Raw genomic sequence first — 17,230 nt, forward strand, 5'->3', positions numbered from 1 at the left:
GGAAAATGCCAACACATAGCATCACCCTAACCCATGAAAGGCGGGCAGGGTTTAGGCACTCCCCGCAGGGAGTTTGATTTCATAGGTTTTGCCCCGGGAAGGGGCGAGTTTTCTGCTGCGCAACCAGGGGTTAAGCCACTTTAAATCCCGATAGGTGCTCCCCTGCGCTTGGGCCCAAACGGCTAAATCCGGGATCGCTGTGTCCACATAAAGAAGCCGTGTCTCCGGATAGCGGTAGCGCTCCCCCTCGGGCACAAAGTATCCATACGTCTCGGGCTGCTCGAAAAGCAACTTAAACGCCAGCACGCGAAACAGATAGCGACTCGTCTCATCGTTTAGGTAGAGATCGAAATAAGTGTTTACACGCTGCTCCTGCATCCGATTAGCCAGCCCAGCCTGCCCCATATTATAACTGGCGGCTACTGCTGCCCAGGTGCCAAAGCGGGCATACGCTTTCTTCAAATACCGAGCCGCGGCCAGCGTGGATTTTTCCAGATGATAGCGCTCGTCGACATCACTACTCACCTCCAGTCCATATTCCTTCGCAGTCTTCGGCATAAATTGCCAAAAGCCACGTGCCCCCGCTGGAGAGGTAACATGGAGCAGGGCCGACTCTGCTATGGCGACATACTTAAAATCATCAGGCACGCCTGAATCGGCAAGTAGACGCTCGATCTCAGGAAGATACTTGGCCGAACGCTTTTTCAGCAGGATCAAGTTCGACTCCCAATACGCATTTACATAGAGCTCCCGCTCCATACGCTCGCGCACGTGCAAATCCTCCAGCGGCACGCGCTCCCCTGCGAAATCTAACTCCTCCGGAAGCGGCAGCAGCGCAAAAGGCGCACGCAAACCACCCGAATCCGCCAACTCAGCCCCAGCACGATCAGCATAGGGACCATCGGGCTGCTGTAAGGTGGCTTCCTCAGACCAAGGCGCGGGCCAAAACTGAAGCAGCAGCAGCCCGCCCACGGCTAAGTAGAGGAAGATAAGATGAAAATTAAACCGCATTCATTAATAGTTGGGCGACAGCAGATACTTGCTGTAAAATTCATCGATTACTTTTACTGCATCTGCAGGTTCATCTACGATGGAAAACAAGTCTAAATCTCCTTCGCTGACATAGCCGTGCTGCTCTAGCATCGTGCTTTTTAACCAGCCAAGGAGCCCTTCCCAATAGGCCTTACCCACTAGGACGATCGGAAAACGACCGATTTTTTTCGTCTGAATTAAGGTAAGCGCCTCGAACAGCTCATCTAAAGTCCCAAAACCTCCTGGAAGCACCACGAAACCCTGTGCGTACTTGGTAAACATCACCTTGCGGACGAAAAAGTAGTCGAAGTTGATGATCTTATCCGGGTCGATGTAGATGTTGTTAAACTGCTCGAAAGGCAGCTCGATATTTAGACCTACAGACTTGCCGTTTTGGGAATGTGCCCCTTTATTTCCTGCCTCCATGATGCCTGGCCCACCGCCAGTGATGACGCCATAGCCATGACGCACCAGCTTGGCTGCGATCTCCTCGGCACACTTATAATGGGGGTGATCCTGTGGAGTTCTGGCCGAGCCAAAAATAGAAACACAGGGGCCTATCTTCGCTAATTTCTCGAAGCCCTGCACAAATTCAGACATCACCTTAAAAATTACCCAGCTGTCCGCACTTTTAATCTCACTCCAATCGCGCTCCTTAAACGCTTTGCGGATCTTTTCTTCCTGTTTTTGGTCTAAATGGTTGGTTTTCTCTTCCATAATCAAATTCGTTTCGGCTATAAGGACGGCTTCCCGCCCGGTTTGGTGCTTGCCTGCGGCAAACTAACAAAAATAGTCAGCTTCTACGAATTAACCTAACTGCAGGTGGGAAGATGCGGAGGCCCAACTTTTTATTCTCCCATTCCATTTTCTTATTGTACCATTGGAAAACTCTTTCTACCTTCGCAAACTTTTATTTGACAAGTTATGAATCTAAAGGAGAAGTCCCTTGCAGTCAGTGAATTATATAAGGAGCTGGATGCAGAAATGCAGGCTTTCATCGGGCAAAGCGGGTTAAACTGCTTGCCAGGCTGTGGGTTTTGCTGTAGCAAGCCCACCGTTCAGGCTTCCATCCTTGAATTTTTACCTTTTGCTTTCCATATCGTCGATCAGGGAAAGGGGGAAGATGCCCTCCTGCTTTTAGTAGAGGCAGGCACTACGAAGCCCTGCATCTTGTATAAGAGCTTCAGCGAAGATGGAGAATCGGGCTTTTGCTCTGCCTATGCGCAGCGGGGGCTGATCTGCAGGGTCTTTGGCGCGAGCGCCAGAAAAAACAAGCTGGGACAACGTGAAATCATCACCTGTAAGAAAATCAAAAGCGAAAAGTCCAGCGCCTTTCACGCTGCCCAGGAGGCCATTCAGACCGGTAGCTTAGCCGTGAGCAGCAGCAGCGGCGCCTACTCCAGCCTCTATGGCATCGATTTTGAACTCGCCTCGAAAACATACCCCATAAACGAAGCCCTGCGCCTGGCCATCGAGCATGTCCTTACCTATCGCTACTACAGTGGAAGTGAAGAAGCAGCGCCCGAAAGCAGTTTTTAATTTCGGATAGAAGCGCGTATATTGGGAGTTTACATCCTCGAAAACTGAAAATCTGCGCTATGTTTAACATCGCTGAAATCGTACAGACCGTCAAGCAGCTGATCGAAGTTCGCCTCCAACTTCTTAAAAACGAAGTAGAAGATCAGGTCAGCAGCCTGATTGCACGCATATTTATCTTAATTACCATGGGGCTGGCGGGCCTTATGGTGCTTCTGTTTATGAGCCTCTGGCTGGCTTTTTACATCGGAGAGAAGTTATACTCACCCTCCATGGGTTTTCTTTACGTGGGCCTGATTTACGCCCTGCTTTTTATCTTACTTTATATTATCCGCGACTCAGAAGGCTTTATCCAGTCGTTTAAAGACTTCTTTAGAAGATTTTTGTTCCTCTTTCAAAAGAAAAAGCCATGAATGAAGAGCTGAAAAAACAAGCCGAGGCCCTCGAGCAGACCCTGCGGATGCAGCTTTCCGTAGCGAAAAACGAACAAGGAGACATCCTTAAACTCGGTGCCGCCGTCCTAGGTGGAGGCATTTTAGCCTTTTCTCTGGTGCGCCTCTTTAAGGGCAAAAAAAGAAAAAAGATCCAGCGTGTCCTAGACACCCTCGAACGGGAAGGACTCCTAGATGACGATATCCGTAAACGTCTACGCAGCTCCCAGTCGCCGGGGCTGCTCCAGCGAGCCGGCATGCTGCTGCTTCCTATCCTCATAAAAAAAGGTCGCGAACGCTTTTTAGAAGAAAACGAAGTCAGCGAATAGGCGCTCCGCAGGCATTCAGAGGGACTAAACACTTAAGCTCCTCCGCTGTTTTCTTCCTAAACCACACCGCCTTATGGAAAAAACACCAAAACCCTTACTCCCCCAAGAGGTCTATAACCTGTACGACTACTACGTCCATGGTCAGCTGAATCGCCGGCAGTTTATGGATAAACTCTCGCGCTACACGGTCGGCGGGCTTAGCATCGCCGCGCTAAGCAGCTACCTAATGCCGGACTACGCGGGTACGCAGCGCTTTCAGGAGGACGATCCTCGCATCGAAAGCCAGCGCATCACCTACAGCTCTCCCGATGGAGAAGGAGAAATCCAGGCCCTACTGGTGCTGCCAAAGGAACGTAGTGGCCCACTTCCTACCCTGCTGGTCGTGCACGAAAACCGAGGCCTAAATCCCTATATCGAGGACACCGCGAAGCAGGCAGCCCTCGATGGGTTTATCGCCCTGGCTCCCGACATGCTCAGCCCTTTCGGGGGCTATCCCGGTAATGATGATGAGGGGCGGCGCCTGCAGGCGCAAAGAAATCGTGAGGAAATGCTGACGGACTTTATCGCCGGCTATCAGCTCCTGGCCGAGCATGAAGCCGGAAATGGAAAAGTCGGCGTCATCGGCTTCTGCTTCGGTGCCTGGATCGCAAATAACATGGCCGTACAGCTACCGGAACTATCCGCAGCCGTGCCCTTTTACGGCGGACAGCCGGAAGAGGAAGATGTTACCGCCATACAAGCACCCCTGCAGCTGCACTATGCCGAGCTGGATACACGTGTAAATGCTGGTTGGCCCGCCTATGAAGCAGCTCTCAAGCGGGAAAATAAAAAGTTCGAGGTGTATTTTTACCCAGCGGCTAACCATGGCTTTCATAATCACTCCACGCCTCGCTATGACGAACCATCAGCCAAATTAGCCTGGCAGCGCAGCGTGGAGTTTTTGAAACAACACGTAAAATAGGCAGAAAAAGGAGGCCTACGACAGCGAAACAGCCCGCAAGCACATACCAAGTAGGCATGGACTTGCGGGCTTCTTCTTTTTTTGGCGCTAGCGCCAAAGCCTAAGTAGGCAGAAAACAAGCTCGTCGGCAGCTGAACAGCTCCTTTTAGACCTTTTCCAAGGCCTGCTGAATATCCCAAATGATATCTTTCGCATGCTCTACGCCCACAGAAATACGCACCAGAGAAGGGGATATTCCCAAGCGCTCACGATCTTCCAAGCTTACATCGCTATGCGTCATCGTGGCAGGATGCTCAGCTAGGGACTCTGTGCTACCCAGTGAAACAGCCAGCTTCATGAGCTTCAGGGCATTTAAAAATCGGAAAGCCTCGGCTTCACCTCCCACAATGTCAAAAGAAAGCATGGCACCGGCAGTCGTACACTGTCTGTTGAAAATTTCCTTTTGGGCGGAGCCCTCCGGCAAGTGGCCTAAATAGTAGGTTTTCTCCACTTTCGGGTGTGCCAAAAGAAAATCTGCTACCATTCGGGCGTTTAAAGCCTGCTGATCCATACGCACTTTCAGGGTTTCCAAGCTCCGCATGAGGAGCCAGCCCGTCCAGGGGCCTGCCATATTTCCTAAAAAGGTACGTAAAGCCCGGATACGCCCCATATAAACTTGACTGCCCAGCACAGCACCAGCGATAAGATCCGAATGTCCTCCGATGTACTTCGTAGCAGAATACACGACCAAGTCCGCGCCATGCGCGATGGGGCTTTGCCAAAGTGGGCCCATGTAGGTGTTATCCACACAGAAAACGGCACGCTCAGCTCCTCCGCACTGCTCGGCCACCGCCCGACAGAGTGCCAGGTCAAAGAGGGCATTCGTCGGATTCGCAGGTGTCTCCACATACACCAGTTTGACACGCTCCCGGCTGCCCATGGCAGCTATACGCGCTAAGATTTCCTCTTGTGTATCCTGTTCAGTAAATCCGATGCCCTGGATACCATACTGCGGGAGCACCTTATTGATAAAATGATCCGTACCCCCATAGACCGGTTTACTGTAAAGTAAATAATCCCCGGGACGTAAAAACTCCAGCATCACCGTGGAAATCGCCGACATGCCGCTCTCAAAGACAGCACAAGCATCGGCCTTATCCCACAGACAGAGACGCTCCTCTAAAATCTGTAAATCTGGATTGTTTAAACGGCTGTAAATGAGCCCAAGCTCCTCGTTCGGGTCCTGCTCCCGCTGACCGTAGGCCACCTGAAAAAAGGCCTTGCCCTCCTCTGCAGACTTAAATACAAAAGTCGAGGTTTGGAAAATGGGACACTTAATCGCCCCTTCCGAAAGTTCTGGTTTATAGCCGTGGCTCATCATTAAGCTCTCCGGCCGCATAAAGGTGTGCATATCCATGCTGTTTGGGTTTATAATCGAACTCAAAATTGAGTAAAATCTTTCCCATTTAAAAGCATGGATTCCGAATAATATTTTACTGAAACCAGCAACTAAAAATAAGCTTTTATAGATGCGCAATTAAATTTTGCTATAAGCTTTTTAACCTTTTTCTATTTTGTGTCTGCTATTTTTTATCTCCTTCGGAGCAATTTTCATTTGCGGTCGCCAATACAGGGACAGGAAAGAACAGGAGACAGTCGAAAAGCGTTTTAAAAAGAGTATATTTACCATTTAAAGACCCCCTAAGACATGAGACGTATTCTTCTAGTAGGCTACACCCTACTTTTCGGCTGGACCTGGAGCGCCTGTAGCACGAATGAACGTGTAGACCGCGAAGTTTTCGAGCAAGTAAATCGCAGCATGGAGGCCAAAAAGCTTTCCGAAGCCACCATCTTAAAGGGTGCCCTCGAGTGGGGCGAAGAGCTGGCAGATGAGGCCCAAGCGCAGCTGATCAATGCCCTCCGCGAAGCTATCGAGCGCGAGGGGGTGGTCGGCGCCATTGACTTTTGTCAGGTGAATGCCATCAGCCTAATCGAAGAGGTGGGGCCGAAAGGCATCGAAATTCGACGTGTTTCTCATGACTACCGGAACCCGGCTGACGCCCCACGCGAAGAAGAGGAGCCTTTTCTGGACATGTATGCTTACAATGTGGAAAACGGCCTGAAGTCCGAGCCGAATGTACAAAAAATAGAAGGAGGTGAGGTACTCTTATTTACCCGCGCCATCACCATTCCGGGGGAGTTTTGTCTGGCCTGTCACGGAAAAGAAGGGAGCGAAATCGCCGCCGAAACGTTAGCTAAACTCACAGAACTCTATCCGGAAGACAAAGCACGTAACCATGCAGTAGGAGATCTGCGCGGCATGTGGAGCATCCGCCTACCGAAAAGGGAAGTGGTGAAAAAACTATGAGCAAGCACTGGATACTCTTCCGCTTGGGTGTGCTGACGGCGTGCCTCTGCCTTTACGGACAGCGGCTACTGGCTCAGGAGGTACTCATTCTCTCCGGCCACCCGAGCGCACAGAGCCTAAACGCACACTTGGAAAGCATTTTAATCGATGCTTTAGAAGAAAAAGGCCTAACCGTACAGCTACGCGCCCTCCGCGAGATCGAAAGTATCGGATATTTAGATGCATCGCGCTGGTCAGATCGAGCAGGAGTCGCCGAGGAAGCACAGATCGCTGAAGAACAGACCTACTGGAGCCGAGCCGAGCATATCATCCTGCTCCATCCGGTCTGGTGGTGGAGTATGCCAGCGCCCATGAAGGCCTACCTTGATGTGGTCCTAAGCCCAGGATTCGCCTATCCAGTGGGAGATGCTGAAGGTCCCTTTGCCCTAAAGGGCAAAAACTTAAGCCTCATCCAAACCGCTGGGGCACCGGATGCCTACATCGAAGCGGAAGGCTTAAAAGAGGCCTACGAACGACTTATCCGTGTGGGAATCTGCGATTTCACCCAAATGGAGTTTCACAGCTACCTGCTTTTCGGCGGGGTAATGGAAAAAAGCCCTGCTGAAATAGCTTTGATAGAAAAAGAGATTCGCAACTGGGTATTGCGGCATTTTTAAGGCAATAGAGCGGGACCTAACGCGAAGAGAAGAAGAATTTTTTCAGAGGTTTTTCAATTTTACGTAAAAAAGTCAACCATTTTTTTTATATTTAGTACAATTAGGACCCGTCCGCCTAAAATAAGTTTTACACCTTTTAAATCAGAATCACCATGTTTGAGATCATCCCTTCCATTTGGCTTATAGAGGGCAAATGCGTCCGTTTAAAAAGGGGCGACTTTGCGAATCAAGAAATCATTTCTCATAATCCGCTAGAAATCGCCCAAGCTTTCGAGGATCACGGTATAAAACGCCTACACCTTGTCGATCTAGACGGTGCCCGTAAAGGGGAGCCTCAGAATTTTCATATTCTGGAAACCATCGCAGGCTACACCAATTTAAAAGTAGACTTCACTGGTGGTATTACCACAGACGGAGATGTGATGAAATGCTTTGAATACGGGGCCAAAACCATTACTGCGGCTTCTGTTACAGTGGCCTTCCCAGAACGCTTTGCGAATATGGTCATGTCTTATGGACGTGAAAAAATCAATTTGGCCATCGACGTGAACCCAGAAGATTTACTAATCAAGGTCAGAGGTCGCCTGAAAAAGACGGCGACGAACTTATACGATCACCTGGAGTTCTTTTATGATCGTGGACTGAAATACGTGAAAGTTTCGGATATCACCCGGGATGGGGTGATGGAAGGACCGAACTATGCACTTTACCAAGACATCATCACGCGCTTTCCGAACTTGGCCCTAGCGGCTTCAGGTGGTATTCGAGATATCGATGATTTCAGAAAACTTCGCGACATGGGACTGAATGCAGTGGTTTTCGGCAGAGCGTATTACGAAGGAAAATTAAGCTTAAAAGACATCGATCAGCTACTAAGCGAAACGGTCTAAGCTGATAGAGGACAAACAGCCTTAGTGATTTTGAGTATAAAAGGCGTCAACGATAAGGTTGACGCCTTTTTCTTTACTTTTGCGCCTGCTCCCAGGCCGATTCCCCTAGCCGCTTATAGGAAGTGAAGCGGCCTGCTTCCTGACGCTTCAGGAAATGCTGATAGACATACTCTCCTAGCTCCGCATAAAAAGGAAAGCCGATCTCATCGTATTCATAGGTATTATCGTTTAGCGTCTCATTTTCATTCACATAAATGACTGCTGCGATGAAATACGAGATTCCTTTTACATCATCCACGAAATATCCCCCATCTAAAAGATGCCCATAGGCCATGCCTGTCTTGTTATACAGACGAAATTGTTCAGGTATCGGCTCCTTAGAAGTGCCAAATTTAAAAAACTTACTGTAGCTGGGGTAAAACTCCTCCGGATCGTAGGCAGGAAACTGACTTTCATGCGGAAGCATACCCATGTAGGTGAGAAGAAAATTTCGATCCTCCTCTTGTAAAACAAACTGCTGCTCGGAAGAAAATGCCTCCGGAAACACCAGTCGCTCCAAGGTAGACATAAAATCACCTAAGGCATATTTATTCTTCGTCGTGAAATCCATCGGAGCGAAGACCAAACTGTCCCCGATATAATATTGCCTGGCTAGACTCGGAGCATCTTGGTTGATATACACTCCTTCCGCCTCCCGAGCAGGCAGCTCAAACAAGCTACTGCCATCGGCACGTAAAAAACGTATCGGATTCACATGACGGTTTTCTTCTGCGGGCAGAGGAATACTCAGTCGATGATTGATCACGGTATGGCGTAAGCCTTTTTCACCTAGTTTAGTATTGATATAATCTTGGCCTAAAAGCTCATATAGACGATTATACGCGTCATTATCGCTGACTAAGAGAATCTTCTTTGCATAGTGTGCGATACTCGGCAGTAAGGTAGCACTCGTACTATCAAAGCGGGCCTCGGTCTGACGCTCTCGGGCAGCCAAGGTGAGCATAGGCGTCTCCCGATTTAAACCAGGCAAGTTCTGTTCTGCCAGCCACTCATGCGCTAGAATCGCGATGGGAAGCTTGACTGTACTGGCAGGATAGTAATAGCGCGTATCGTCTAAACCGAAGCTACTGCGAGCAAATCCCTTCACCTGCCCCTCTTCATCCTGCTCGATTTCTGAAACGATAATTTGAACTTGATACTTTTCCGGATCTGCTAAAACCCGTTGCAAGACCGGGTACTCGTCGGGGATGTTTTCGAAAAGTGCATCGGAGCCAGGATCCGACTGACATGCAAAAAAGCTACCCGCCAGTAAGGTGAGGGCACCCAAAGAAAAACGAAAATGCTTCATGCTGCTGAGGATTTAGAATAGTCTAAGATAGGACATTCTCCTTAAAGAAAAAACTCCATGTCTATGCATCCTCTGGAAGCACCCTCCCTAAGGCCTCCACGAGACGATCGACATCTTCCTTTCGGTGCCAAGCAGACAGCACGATACGGTTTAAGGCCGGGGAATCTGCAGCAGGGTAAGGAAAGGAAGAGATCAAAATCCTCTCCTCTTCAAGTAGGTGGCTCGCGATGGGGCCGGTCGGCAGCCGCCAAACGGGCAGCTGAGGATGATGCTGCATCCGTTGGGCCAAACCAGCCTGCAGACAGCGAAGCTGCATGTAATGCAGGAGCTCCTGCAGCCGACCTTGCGCCTCTTCATACACCTGCCGCGCCTCTAAAAACGCTGCTGCATAGGCTGGCGGCATGGGCGAGGCACCTCGGAATGCAGGCGTAGCTTGCAGCTCTTTTAAAAGGGACTGCTCCCCTAAAATAATTCCCCCTGGAAGGCCAAGACCTTTCGCAAGAGAGCCACTTACCAGCACCTGACAAGTCCCCACGGGCAAGCTCGAATAGGTTCCGAAAAGCCCTGCCCCCAACAGCCCGAAGGCGTGGCTGTCATCCACCAAAAGATAGACACGATACCGGTCGACGAGTTCCTCCAACCAGTGAAAGTCATGCACCTTTAAACCTAATGGATCGCAAGCATTCGCCGCTACCAGAAGGGAGCTGCCTTTCGGCAAAGAGGCTCCACTGGTCAGCACTTCCTCCTGCCAGGCTTGAAAACTTGCTGTAAGACTCGGCTGTGCCGTGGACGGCAAAACGGCGGGATGGATATCTGGAGCATAAAAGGCACGCTGCACCTTCGGAAGCAAAAGTTCCAGGGCAAGCCGACCGGCTAAAAAACCACTGCTGCACAGTAGCGCCTTTTCCGCAGCGCCACCTTTGGCGAAAGCCTCCTCAAAAGCGGTGTAGACAGCCAGCTGCACATTATTGGCTCTGCTCAGGCCATGCACCAGTCCAAACTGCGCCAAACCTTCCCCTACGAGGCGGGAGAAATCCGTGTTGGCACTCATCCCCAAATAAGAAGTACCGCTAAAAAAAAGAACCGGCCCCACACTGCTGTGAATGAGCCGATCCAGTTTAGAATGAAGTTGTATAGTAGTGCTGCTGCTCATGTCAGCAGCAAGTTACGGGTTTACGAGATGACCCACAAATAAGATTGCGCCACTATGCGCTTCTGAGATCACGAACATAAAAGGCTTGTCGATCCGCAGCTCTGGGGGCGCGGCGGGCAGGGAGGTCATCACCACACCCACGGCCGTAGCTGCAGCTGCCTCAGTACCTTTTTCATCTACCTGAATAAAGGCTTCGTGGATGATATCGCTAATAGCAGTCGGGCCTGTAGGTCCCTCAAACATGCGACTAAAATTATCTGGGTGGGAGGAAAAAGCAGCCCCTAAACCCATCTTAGCCATATAGCTTACTAAATCATCCTCTCGAAAGCGCATCTCAAATTTCGGGAAAAATAGACGAAACCCTGTGGGATTAGCACGCGTTGCGGCGGCTTGTAAGGTTTCCAAATGTAAAAACTCATCTGCACGGGCGGGATCCTCCACCATGAGTACCTCTAGCTGAAACTGACCGCTACTGTAGGGTAATGCTACATAGGCATAATCTTCCGTCGCTGAAAACGGAAAATCTGCGGCTTCGGCTAACGCCATCATGGGAACCTCCCGAACACCCTTTATCCCCTGAAAAGGAGCGGGACGCGTAAGCGCCGCATCGAAGCGCGCCTTCCAGTCCGCCTTAAAATACACCGCATTCACCAGCATCATGAGGGTAGCTGGATCGATATCTTCCAAAAGCTCGGGTATCAGGCCATTCGTTTCCGCCTTCACCCAACCATTAATATCGCGTACTATCGCTGGATTTCCAAAATCAGCAGCTTCCAGTCTAGCTTGAAAATGCCGCTTCATAGCCTCCTGAAAAGGCGTATAGAGCTTGCCCCCTTCACGATACCAGATGCCATTTGCGGTCGTAAACGTCACCCTACTGTCTAGCTTTTTCAGAAAGCTAACCAATGTCTCCGCAGCCTCATTCGCGGCATCGATTTGCAGGGCATCATACCGTAAGACACGCAGAAAATCTTCGCGCAGCTCGTCTCCAGCGGCATTCATCACCATAGATAGCGCCAGCTGCACACTCAGAGGACTATAGAACTGATTGACACTAATATCCCGAAGGGTGGCGCTGAAGTCCTCAGCAAAGGCCCTATTGGAAAGTGCCAGCAGCTCCTCCGACTCACTTAACGGGCGCAAATTCGGAATCACCTCCCCATCTACATCTGGGCCGGGATTTTCCTGACAGGAAAAGGCAAGAAGTGCTACACTTCCTACGATACATGCGACGTTTTTCCACTTTTTCATAACAAGCTATTTCTTCCTCTACGACTATAAGCCTGCAAATGCGACAAGAAAGCCAAATAAAAATAGGGGGATCAGGACTCCTGTACGGTGTCCTGCTGCAGATAGGCCTTAAAAGAGGCGAAATCTTTGCCGAGAGGCGTCACCTTTTTTTCCCCAGAAAGGAAGGCCGCTAAACGTTCAGGTAGCTCCAGCTGCAAGCCAAGCGTTTCCTCCACGACATCGCGGAATTTACCCGGATGTGCCGTTTCTAAAAAGATTCCCCGGCAGGGATCCGAGAGGGTTTTGATAAAGTTTTTCACCCCCATGTAGCCGACCGCACCATGCGGATCCAGCATGTAGCCCCGCTCGCGATACACCTGCTGCATGGAACGGCGTGTCTCAGGGTCATCGAAATAGAAGCCTTTCACCTGTGCTCGCAGCGCCTTTTCATCCCCACCGTAGAGCGCCAGCAGACGGGAGAAATTACTGGGATTACCCACATCCATGCTGTTCGAGATCGTCTGAACAGAAGGGGACTGCCGAAAATCCGCTCCATTTAGGAAGTCGGGAACCACCTTATTCACATTGGTAGCTGCTACAAAATACCGAATAGGAAGCCCCATCCGCGCCGCTAAGATGCCAGCAGCTAGATTGCCAAAGTTACCGCTCGGCACGGAGAAAGCGATAGCGCCGGCGGGCTGTGGGAGCTGCGCAAAAGCCCTAAAATAATACAAGGCCTGTGGGATCCACCGCGCCACATTAATGGAATTTGCCGATGTCAGCAGCATTTGCTCGCGAAGTTCTGGATCTAAAAAAGCCTCCTTTACCAGGCGCTGACAGTCGTCGAACACACCGTCGACCTCCAGGGCTACGATATTTTCCCCTAAGGTAGTAAACTGCTTTTCCTGCAGCACGGAGACCTTGCCCTTCGGATACAGCACGACGACCTCCACCCCCGGAGTTCGGTAGAAGCCATTCGCCACGGCACTGCCCGTATCGCCTGAAGTAGCCACTAGCACCCGTACCTTCCGAGACTCTCCTGCCAGAAGCAGGGCCATCAACTTAGAACAAAAGCGCGCTCCGAAATCCTTAAACGCTAAAGTCGGCCCGTGAAAGAGCTCCAAGCTATAGACTCCTGGCTCCACCTCTACCAGTGGAGCATCAAACTGTAAAGTATGCGCTACCAGCGATGCGATCTCCGCATCGCTCAAGCTATCGCCAAATAGCGCTCCAATCACCTCGTGCCCGATTTCTGCAAAAGAAAGGCCTGGCAAGCGTTGGAAAAACTCTTCCGGCAAGGTCGGAATCTCCACCGGCATGTACAGCCCCTGATCAGGAGCAAGCCCTCGGATCACGGCTTCCTTCAGCCCCACCCGATGTGCTGGATTTTGTGTACTGTAAAACTGCATGCTATATAATGGTTAAAGTTACTAGAAAAGGCCGCAGCCCCGAAGGCATCGGCTCAAGCTGTTTCCAGCACATGTGCCCCTTGCCTATTGATGGCTGAATAATAGACATCTAAGCCCAGCCCAAGCTCCTGGTACAGTTTCTCCGCCACAGCACCCACTTGCTTGGCCTGCACCTCACTGGGGCTCATCACGAAAATCGTAGGCCCCGAGCCAGAGATCCCCGAGCCCAGCGCCCCCTCCTGCATGACCGCCGTCCGCAGCGCATAAAAGCCAGGAATCAAAAGCGCGCGGGAAGGCTCTGCGATCACATCTTTCAGGGAGCGGGAAACCAGCGATAAGTCGTTTTGGTAAAGCCCCGCCACCAACCCCGCGATGTTTCCGGACTGCACCGTGGCATCTTTTAACGAAACCTGTTGCTTCAGCACACTCCGCGCATCCTCCGTCCGCAGCTCTAAATGCGGATGTAGCAGCGTGCAGTACAGCCCCTCAGGCACCGGAAGCGGTATCAAGTCCAGCGGATGATAATCGCGTATCAACACGAAACCCCCCAGGATAGCGGGCGCCACATTATCGGCATGCGCAGCGCCACAGGCGACACGTTCCGCCTCCATGGCGAAAGGTACCAGCTGCGCCTTCGTAAAGGGCTCTCCGAGCAAAACATTCGCCGCCACAAGCGCTGCCGCCGCACTGGCAGCAGAAGATCCCATCCCTGAACCTAAGGGCAAGCCTTTTTCCAGCACGATGTCCATCCCTTGGCGCGAGCCGAGATGCAGGAGCATGGCATGGATGGCCACCGCGCAGGTGTTTTTCTCCGCCTCCAGCGGCAGCTTTCCACCATCCCCTTCGATGCGCAGCACGCGCAGACGGGCCTCATCATTAAAAGATACCGTCACCCGATCGCCCAGCGACTCGATGGCAAAGCCTAAAATATCAAAACCACAGGACACATTAGCCACCGTGGCCGGCGCGAATGCCTTTACCTTTTTTAAGGCTCTCATAAGCGGGTATAATTTCCGATGCGAATCACATCAGCGAAAACCCCTGCTGCCGTAACATCCGCTCCCGCTCCCGGGCCGCGCACGATCATCGGAAAGTCATGATAACGCTCGGTGGTAAATAAAATCATGTTATCACTCCCCTTCAAGCTATAAAAAGGATGGGTAGCCGGCAGTGCCTGAAGCCCCACACGTGCTTTTCCATGTTCCAGCGTTGCCATGAAGCGAAGCTTTTTGCCCTCCGCCTCTGCCGCCTCTAGGCGCTCACGGAAACTCGCATCGTGCTGCTCCAGCTGGCGTAAGAAAGCCTCCACATCGGCGATAGCTACACAGTCTTCCGGCACCATACTCTCGATGCTTACATCCGAAAACTCCAGATCCTGTTCTGCCTCACGGCCTAAAATCAAAATCTTCCGGCCCACATCCATACCACTCAAGTCATCCCGCGGATCAGGCTCCGTGTAGCCCAGCGCCTTCGCCTGGCGCACCACCTCAGAAAAAGGTGCCCCACGCTCCAGCTCACTGAAAATATAATTCATAGAACCGCTCAGCACCGCCTCGATTTTAAGCACGCGATCCCCACTGAGCATGAGATCCTGCAGCGTATTGATCACAGGAAGCCCCGCCGCTACGTTCGTTTCATATAAAAACTTCACCCCACGCTTTTTGGCCAGCCGCTTTAGCTCCCGATAGGCCGCTAAAGAAGCTGAATTCGCCTTTTTATTTGGTGTGACGATACCCACTTTGGCCTCCAGCACGCGTGTGTATACATCGGCCACCTCTTGAGACGCCGTGCAGTCCACAAACACCGCATTCGAAAAGTTCATCTCCTCCATCTGCCGAATAAAAGCCTCTAAATCCATAGGCAGCGCCCTCTCCGCCTCTTCCGGTAGCGGACAATGATGCAGATCGAAGCCATCCTCATGAAAAGCCATGTACCGACTATTCGCGATCCCGTGTATCTGAATGTCTAAGGCATGGTCACGGCCCAACTTCTCCCGCTGCGCAGCGATCATCTTCACCAGTGCTTTGCCGATCAGGCCCATCCCCACTAAAAACACGTGTAAGACCTTCTGATCCGAAAGGAAAAACGCCTCATGGAGCGCATTCAGCGCCTTCTGTAAGTCCGACTTGGCCACCACAGCGGAGATATTCAGCTCCGAACTCCCCTGCGCGATCGCATAAATATTGACATTGTTGCGCCCTAGCGCCTGAAACATCCTGCCCGCCGCACCGGGATTTTGTTTCATATTCTCGCCTACCGCCGCCAGCACAGACATATCCGACAGGATCTGCACTGGATCCATCTCGCCAGTTTGAATCTCATAGAGGAATTCTTGCTCGATCACCTGCTTGGCCATCATTACTTCCGGCTCCCGCACCGCGATGCAGATGCTATGCTCCGAAGAGGCCTGGGAAATGAGAATAATATTAATTTTGGCGTCCGCCAATGCCCCAAAGACCCGCCGACTTACTCCCACCACATGGATGAGGCCCGATCCCTGCACATTCAGCAGCGATACATTCGAGATAGAGGAAATCCCTTTTAGGATTTTGCCGTTTACCGGCTCCCCTCCGATCAGAGTGCCTGGGTGCGCTGGCGCAAAGGTATTTTTAATGTATATCGGAATCCCCTTTTTCATGGCCGGCTGCATGGTGCTTGGAAATATCACCTTGGCACCGAAATGGGACAGCTCCATCGCCTCTAAATAGGTCAGCTGAGGAATCGTAAAAGCGGAATAGACCAACTTCGGATCCGCCGTCAGCACACCGGAGACATCTGTCCAGATCTGCAGCTCCTCCGCCTGAAGGGCAGAAGCAAAAATAGCCGCGGTGTAATCCGAGCCTGACCGCCCGAGGGTACTCGTGGCACCCTGGGCAGTAGAAGCGATAAAGCCTGTGATGACTTTTAACCCCGGATGCTGGTCGAAGTAGGCAAGAATCAAGTCATTCGTCTGCGGAAAATCAACCTTGGCATTCCCGAAATTCGCATCGGTACGAATCAGCTCACGCGCATCCACATAGTGTGTGTCTAACCCACGAACACGCAGGGCTTCCGCTAAAATAAAGGCCGATAAGCGCTCGCCGAAGCTAAGAATGTAGTCAAGGGTCTTCGGGGAGCACTCGCGGATGAGGTAAACGCCATGGCAGAGATCCTCGAGCTCGTTAAAGCGTACCTTTACGTAGGTCAGCACGGCAGACTGCTGCTGGATCGGAATAAGCGCATGCACGAGTGCATAGTGACGCTCCTCTACGCCTTTTAAGTATTCGGCGTATGCCGCCTGACCATTCGTGGCCATGGTAGCACAAGAAAGTAATATTTCCGTGACACCCCCAAGGGCCGAAAATACCACGGTAATCTCGGCTTCTCGCTCTGCTTGTTGAATAATCGCGAAGACGTGCTCGATGTTTTCCAGATTCGCTACGGAGGAACCTCCAAACTTTAATACTTTCATACTGGCTGTAGGATTAAGTCATGCACGGGTACAGGGATTTCCTGTACTGCATGGGATTGGGATAATATGGTTTTCGTTAAAGGGCTTAGCCCGTAATGCGTGTATGCGTCAAACAAGTGCAGGTGCACATGAAAAAAGTAGACATCGATCCGGTGAACCGAAATGCCCAAGTAAAAAAACGACGATATGATGCTGCGTCTAAAAGCATGAATTTATTAATTCTCCAGCAATCTTACGGACTATTTTCTAAAAAAAGAAGTTATTTCTTTCTTAATATTCAAAAAAAAGGAAATCCGCTGTAATCCCCTCCTTCCCACACCGCGGGAGCGAGCCGGAGAAGAGCTAAAGAAACAGGTGCAGACCGGAGATAAAGCACGCTATAAAAGACCACCATACTTATCTAAAAAATCAATTCGCCATAGTTAAAAACTATCAGTTTAAAAAAAACCATCCCCAG

Annotated in this window: 16 protein-coding genes; 7 read left to right on the plus strand and 9 right to left on the minus strand. The window is 51.0% G+C overall.

Annotated elements, in window-relative coordinates; genetic code table 11:
• Positions 1 to 51 precede the first annotated feature (51 nt).
• Together ACXIT9_RS05545 and ACXIT9_RS05550 are read right to left on the minus strand one after the other, a co-directional pair.
• Positions 52 to 1,011, minus strand: coding sequence for a lytic transglycosylase domain-containing protein (locus ACXIT9_RS05545; protein ID WP_458055232.1), 960 nt, complete (start codon positions 1,009 to 1,011; stop codon positions 52 to 54).
• A 3-nt stretch (positions 1,012 to 1,014) separates the two neighbouring features.
• Positions 1,015 to 1,749, minus strand: coding sequence for an LOG family protein (locus ACXIT9_RS05550; protein WP_458055233.1), 735 nt, complete (start codon positions 1,747 to 1,749; stop codon positions 1,015 to 1,017).
• A gap of 207 nt (positions 1,750 to 1,956) precedes the next feature.
• Between ACXIT9_RS05550 and ACXIT9_RS05555 the strand changes: the two genes are divergently transcribed.
• From ACXIT9_RS05555 to ACXIT9_RS05570, 4 genes are all read left to right on the plus strand, one after another.
• Positions 1,957 to 2,571, plus strand: coding sequence for a YkgJ family cysteine cluster protein (locus tag ACXIT9_RS05555; RefSeq protein WP_458055234.1), 615 nt, complete (start codon positions 1,957 to 1,959; stop codon positions 2,569 to 2,571).
• A gap of 59 nt (positions 2,572 to 2,630) precedes the next feature.
• On the plus strand, positions 2,631 to 2,981 hold the full coding sequence (locus tag ACXIT9_RS05560; protein ID WP_458055235.1) for a phage holin family protein: 351 nt from the start codon (positions 2,631 to 2,633) through the stop codon (positions 2,979 to 2,981).
• The gene (locus ACXIT9_RS05565; protein WP_458055236.1) at positions 2,978 to 3,328 is read left to right on the plus strand and encodes a hypothetical protein; all 351 of its coding nucleotides are present in this window, start codon (positions 2,978 to 2,980) and stop codon (positions 3,326 to 3,328) included. The genes ACXIT9_RS05560 and ACXIT9_RS05565 overlap by 4 nt, the downstream gene beginning before the upstream one ends.
• Before the next feature lie 73 nt (positions 3,329 to 3,401).
• The gene (locus ACXIT9_RS05570; protein ID WP_458055237.1) at positions 3,402 to 4,289 is read left to right on the plus strand and encodes a dienelactone hydrolase family protein; all 888 of its coding nucleotides are present in this window, start codon (positions 3,402 to 3,404) and stop codon (positions 4,287 to 4,289) included.
• A gap of 145 nt (positions 4,290 to 4,434) precedes the next feature.
• Here ACXIT9_RS05570 and ACXIT9_RS05575 read toward each other — a convergent pair whose 3' ends face one another.
• On the minus strand, positions 4,435 to 5,685 hold the full coding sequence (locus ACXIT9_RS05575) for a cystathionine gamma-synthase family protein (protein WP_458055238.1): 1,251 nt from the start codon (positions 5,683 to 5,685) through the stop codon (positions 4,435 to 4,437).
• Positions 5,686 to 5,976: 291 nt separating this feature from the next.
• Between ACXIT9_RS05575 and ACXIT9_RS05580 the strand changes: the two genes are divergently transcribed.
• The 3 genes from ACXIT9_RS05580 (at position 5,977) to ACXIT9_RS05590 (ending at position 8,182) form a co-directional block, all read left to right on the plus strand.
• Positions 5,977 to 6,636, plus strand: coding sequence for a Tll0287-like domain-containing protein (locus ACXIT9_RS05580; RefSeq protein WP_458055239.1), 660 nt, complete (start codon positions 5,977 to 5,979; stop codon positions 6,634 to 6,636).
• Positions 6,633 to 7,292, plus strand: coding sequence for an NAD(P)H-dependent oxidoreductase (locus ACXIT9_RS05585; RefSeq protein WP_458055240.1), 660 nt, complete (start codon positions 6,633 to 6,635; stop codon positions 7,290 to 7,292). Before ACXIT9_RS05580 ends, ACXIT9_RS05585 begins: the two co-directional genes overlap by 4 nt.
• Positions 7,293 to 7,444: 152 nt before the next feature.
• Positions 7,445 to 8,182 (plus strand): 1-(5-phosphoribosyl)-5-[(5-phosphoribosylamino)methylideneamino]imidazole-4-carboxamide isomerase, encoded by a 738-nt coding sequence (locus tag ACXIT9_RS05590; protein WP_458055241.1) that lies wholly within the window; start codon positions 7,445 to 7,447, stop codon positions 8,180 to 8,182.
• A gap of 73 nt (positions 8,183 to 8,255) precedes the next feature.
• On the opposite strand, the gene ACXIT9_RS05595 is transcribed toward ACXIT9_RS05590, so the two are convergent.
• The 6 genes from ACXIT9_RS05595 to thrA all read right to left on the minus strand — a co-directional run bounded on the left by ACXIT9_RS05595 (position 8,256) and on the right by thrA (position 16,773).
• On the minus strand, positions 8,256 to 9,530 hold the full coding sequence (locus ACXIT9_RS05595) for a serine hydrolase (RefSeq protein ID WP_458055242.1): 1,275 nt from the start codon (positions 9,528 to 9,530) through the stop codon (positions 8,256 to 8,258).
• A 61-nt stretch (positions 9,531 to 9,591) separates the two neighbouring features.
• Positions 9,592 to 10,683: an aminotransferase class I/II-fold pyridoxal phosphate-dependent enzyme gene (locus ACXIT9_RS05600; RefSeq protein WP_458055243.1), complete on the minus strand. Its 1,092-nt coding sequence runs from the start codon at positions 10,681 to 10,683 to the stop codon at positions 9,592 to 9,594.
• 12 nt (positions 10,684 to 10,695) lie between these two features.
• Complete coding sequence (locus ACXIT9_RS05605; protein ID WP_458055244.1) at positions 10,696 to 11,934, minus strand: serpin family protein; 1,239 nt, start codon at positions 11,932 to 11,934, stop codon at positions 10,696 to 10,698.
• 71 nt (positions 11,935 to 12,005) lie between these two features.
• Entirely contained in the window at positions 12,006 to 13,322 is a 1,317-nt protein-coding gene (thrC, locus tag ACXIT9_RS05610) for a threonine synthase (protein ID WP_458055245.1), read from the minus strand.
• Between the two features lie 53 nt (positions 13,323 to 13,375).
• Positions 13,376 to 14,320, minus strand: coding sequence for a homoserine kinase (locus ACXIT9_RS05615; RefSeq protein WP_458055246.1), 945 nt, complete (start codon positions 14,318 to 14,320; stop codon positions 13,376 to 13,378).
• On the minus strand, positions 14,317 to 16,773 hold the full coding sequence (thrA, locus tag ACXIT9_RS05620) for a bifunctional aspartate kinase/homoserine dehydrogenase I (protein ID WP_458055247.1): 2,457 nt from the start codon (positions 16,771 to 16,773) through the stop codon (positions 14,317 to 14,319). Before thrA ends, ACXIT9_RS05615 begins: the two co-directional genes overlap by 4 nt.
• Positions 16,774 to 17,230 lie beyond the last annotated feature (457 nt).

Source organism: Nitritalea sp. (genome assembly GCF_054166705.1).

What these genes read in the sequence shown, in the direction of transcription:
- ACXIT9_RS05545 (WP_458055232.1), bottom strand. Translation starts at nt 1,011, where the DNA reads ATGCGGTTTAATTTTCATCTTATCTTCCTCTACTTAGCCGTGGGCGGG.
- ACXIT9_RS05550 (WP_458055233.1), bottom strand. Translation starts at nt 1,749, where the DNA reads ATGGAAGAGAAAACCAACCATTTAGACCAAAAACAGGAAGAAAAGATC.
- ACXIT9_RS05555 (WP_458055234.1), top strand. Translation starts at nt 1,957, where the DNA reads ATGAATCTAAAGGAGAAGTCCCTTGCAGTCAGTGAATTATATAAGGAG.
- ACXIT9_RS05560 (WP_458055235.1), top strand. Translation starts at nt 2,631, where the DNA reads ATGTTTAACATCGCTGAAATCGTACAGACCGTCAAGCAGCTGATCGAA.
- ACXIT9_RS05565 (WP_458055236.1), top strand. Translation starts at nt 2,978, where the DNA reads ATGAATGAAGAGCTGAAAAAACAAGCCGAGGCCCTCGAGCAGACCCTG.
- ACXIT9_RS05570 (WP_458055237.1), top strand. Translation starts at nt 3,402, where the DNA reads ATGGAAAAAACACCAAAACCCTTACTCCCCCAAGAGGTCTATAACCTG.
- ACXIT9_RS05575 (WP_458055238.1), bottom strand. Translation starts at nt 5,685, where the DNA reads ATGGATATGCACACCTTTATGCGGCCGGAGAGCTTAATGATGAGCCAC.
- ACXIT9_RS05580 (WP_458055239.1), top strand. Translation starts at nt 5,977, where the DNA reads ATGAGACGTATTCTTCTAGTAGGCTACACCCTACTTTTCGGCTGGACC.
- ACXIT9_RS05585 (WP_458055240.1), top strand. Translation starts at nt 6,633, where the DNA reads ATGAGCAAGCACTGGATACTCTTCCGCTTGGGTGTGCTGACGGCGTGC.
- ACXIT9_RS05590 (WP_458055241.1), top strand. Translation starts at nt 7,445, where the DNA reads ATGTTTGAGATCATCCCTTCCATTTGGCTTATAGAGGGCAAATGCGTC.
- ACXIT9_RS05595 (WP_458055242.1), bottom strand. Translation starts at nt 9,530, where the DNA reads ATGAAGCATTTTCGTTTTTCTTTGGGTGCCCTCACCTTACTGGCGGGT.
- ACXIT9_RS05600 (WP_458055243.1), bottom strand. Translation starts at nt 10,683, where the DNA reads ATGAGCAGCAGCACTACTATACAACTTCATTCTAAACTGGATCGGCTC.
- ACXIT9_RS05605 (WP_458055244.1), bottom strand. Translation starts at nt 11,934, where the DNA reads ATGAAAAAGTGGAAAAACGTCGCATGTATCGTAGGAAGTGTAGCACTT.
- thrC (WP_458055245.1), bottom strand. Translation starts at nt 13,322, where the DNA reads ATGCAGTTTTACAGTACACAAAATCCAGCACATCGGGTGGGGCTGAAG.
- ACXIT9_RS05615 (WP_458055246.1), bottom strand. Translation starts at nt 14,320, where the DNA reads ATGAGAGCCTTAAAAAAGGTAAAGGCATTCGCGCCGGCCACGGTGGCT.
- thrA (WP_458055247.1), bottom strand. Translation starts at nt 16,773, where the DNA reads ATGAAAGTATTAAAGTTTGGAGGTTCCTCCGTAGCGAATCTGGAAAAC.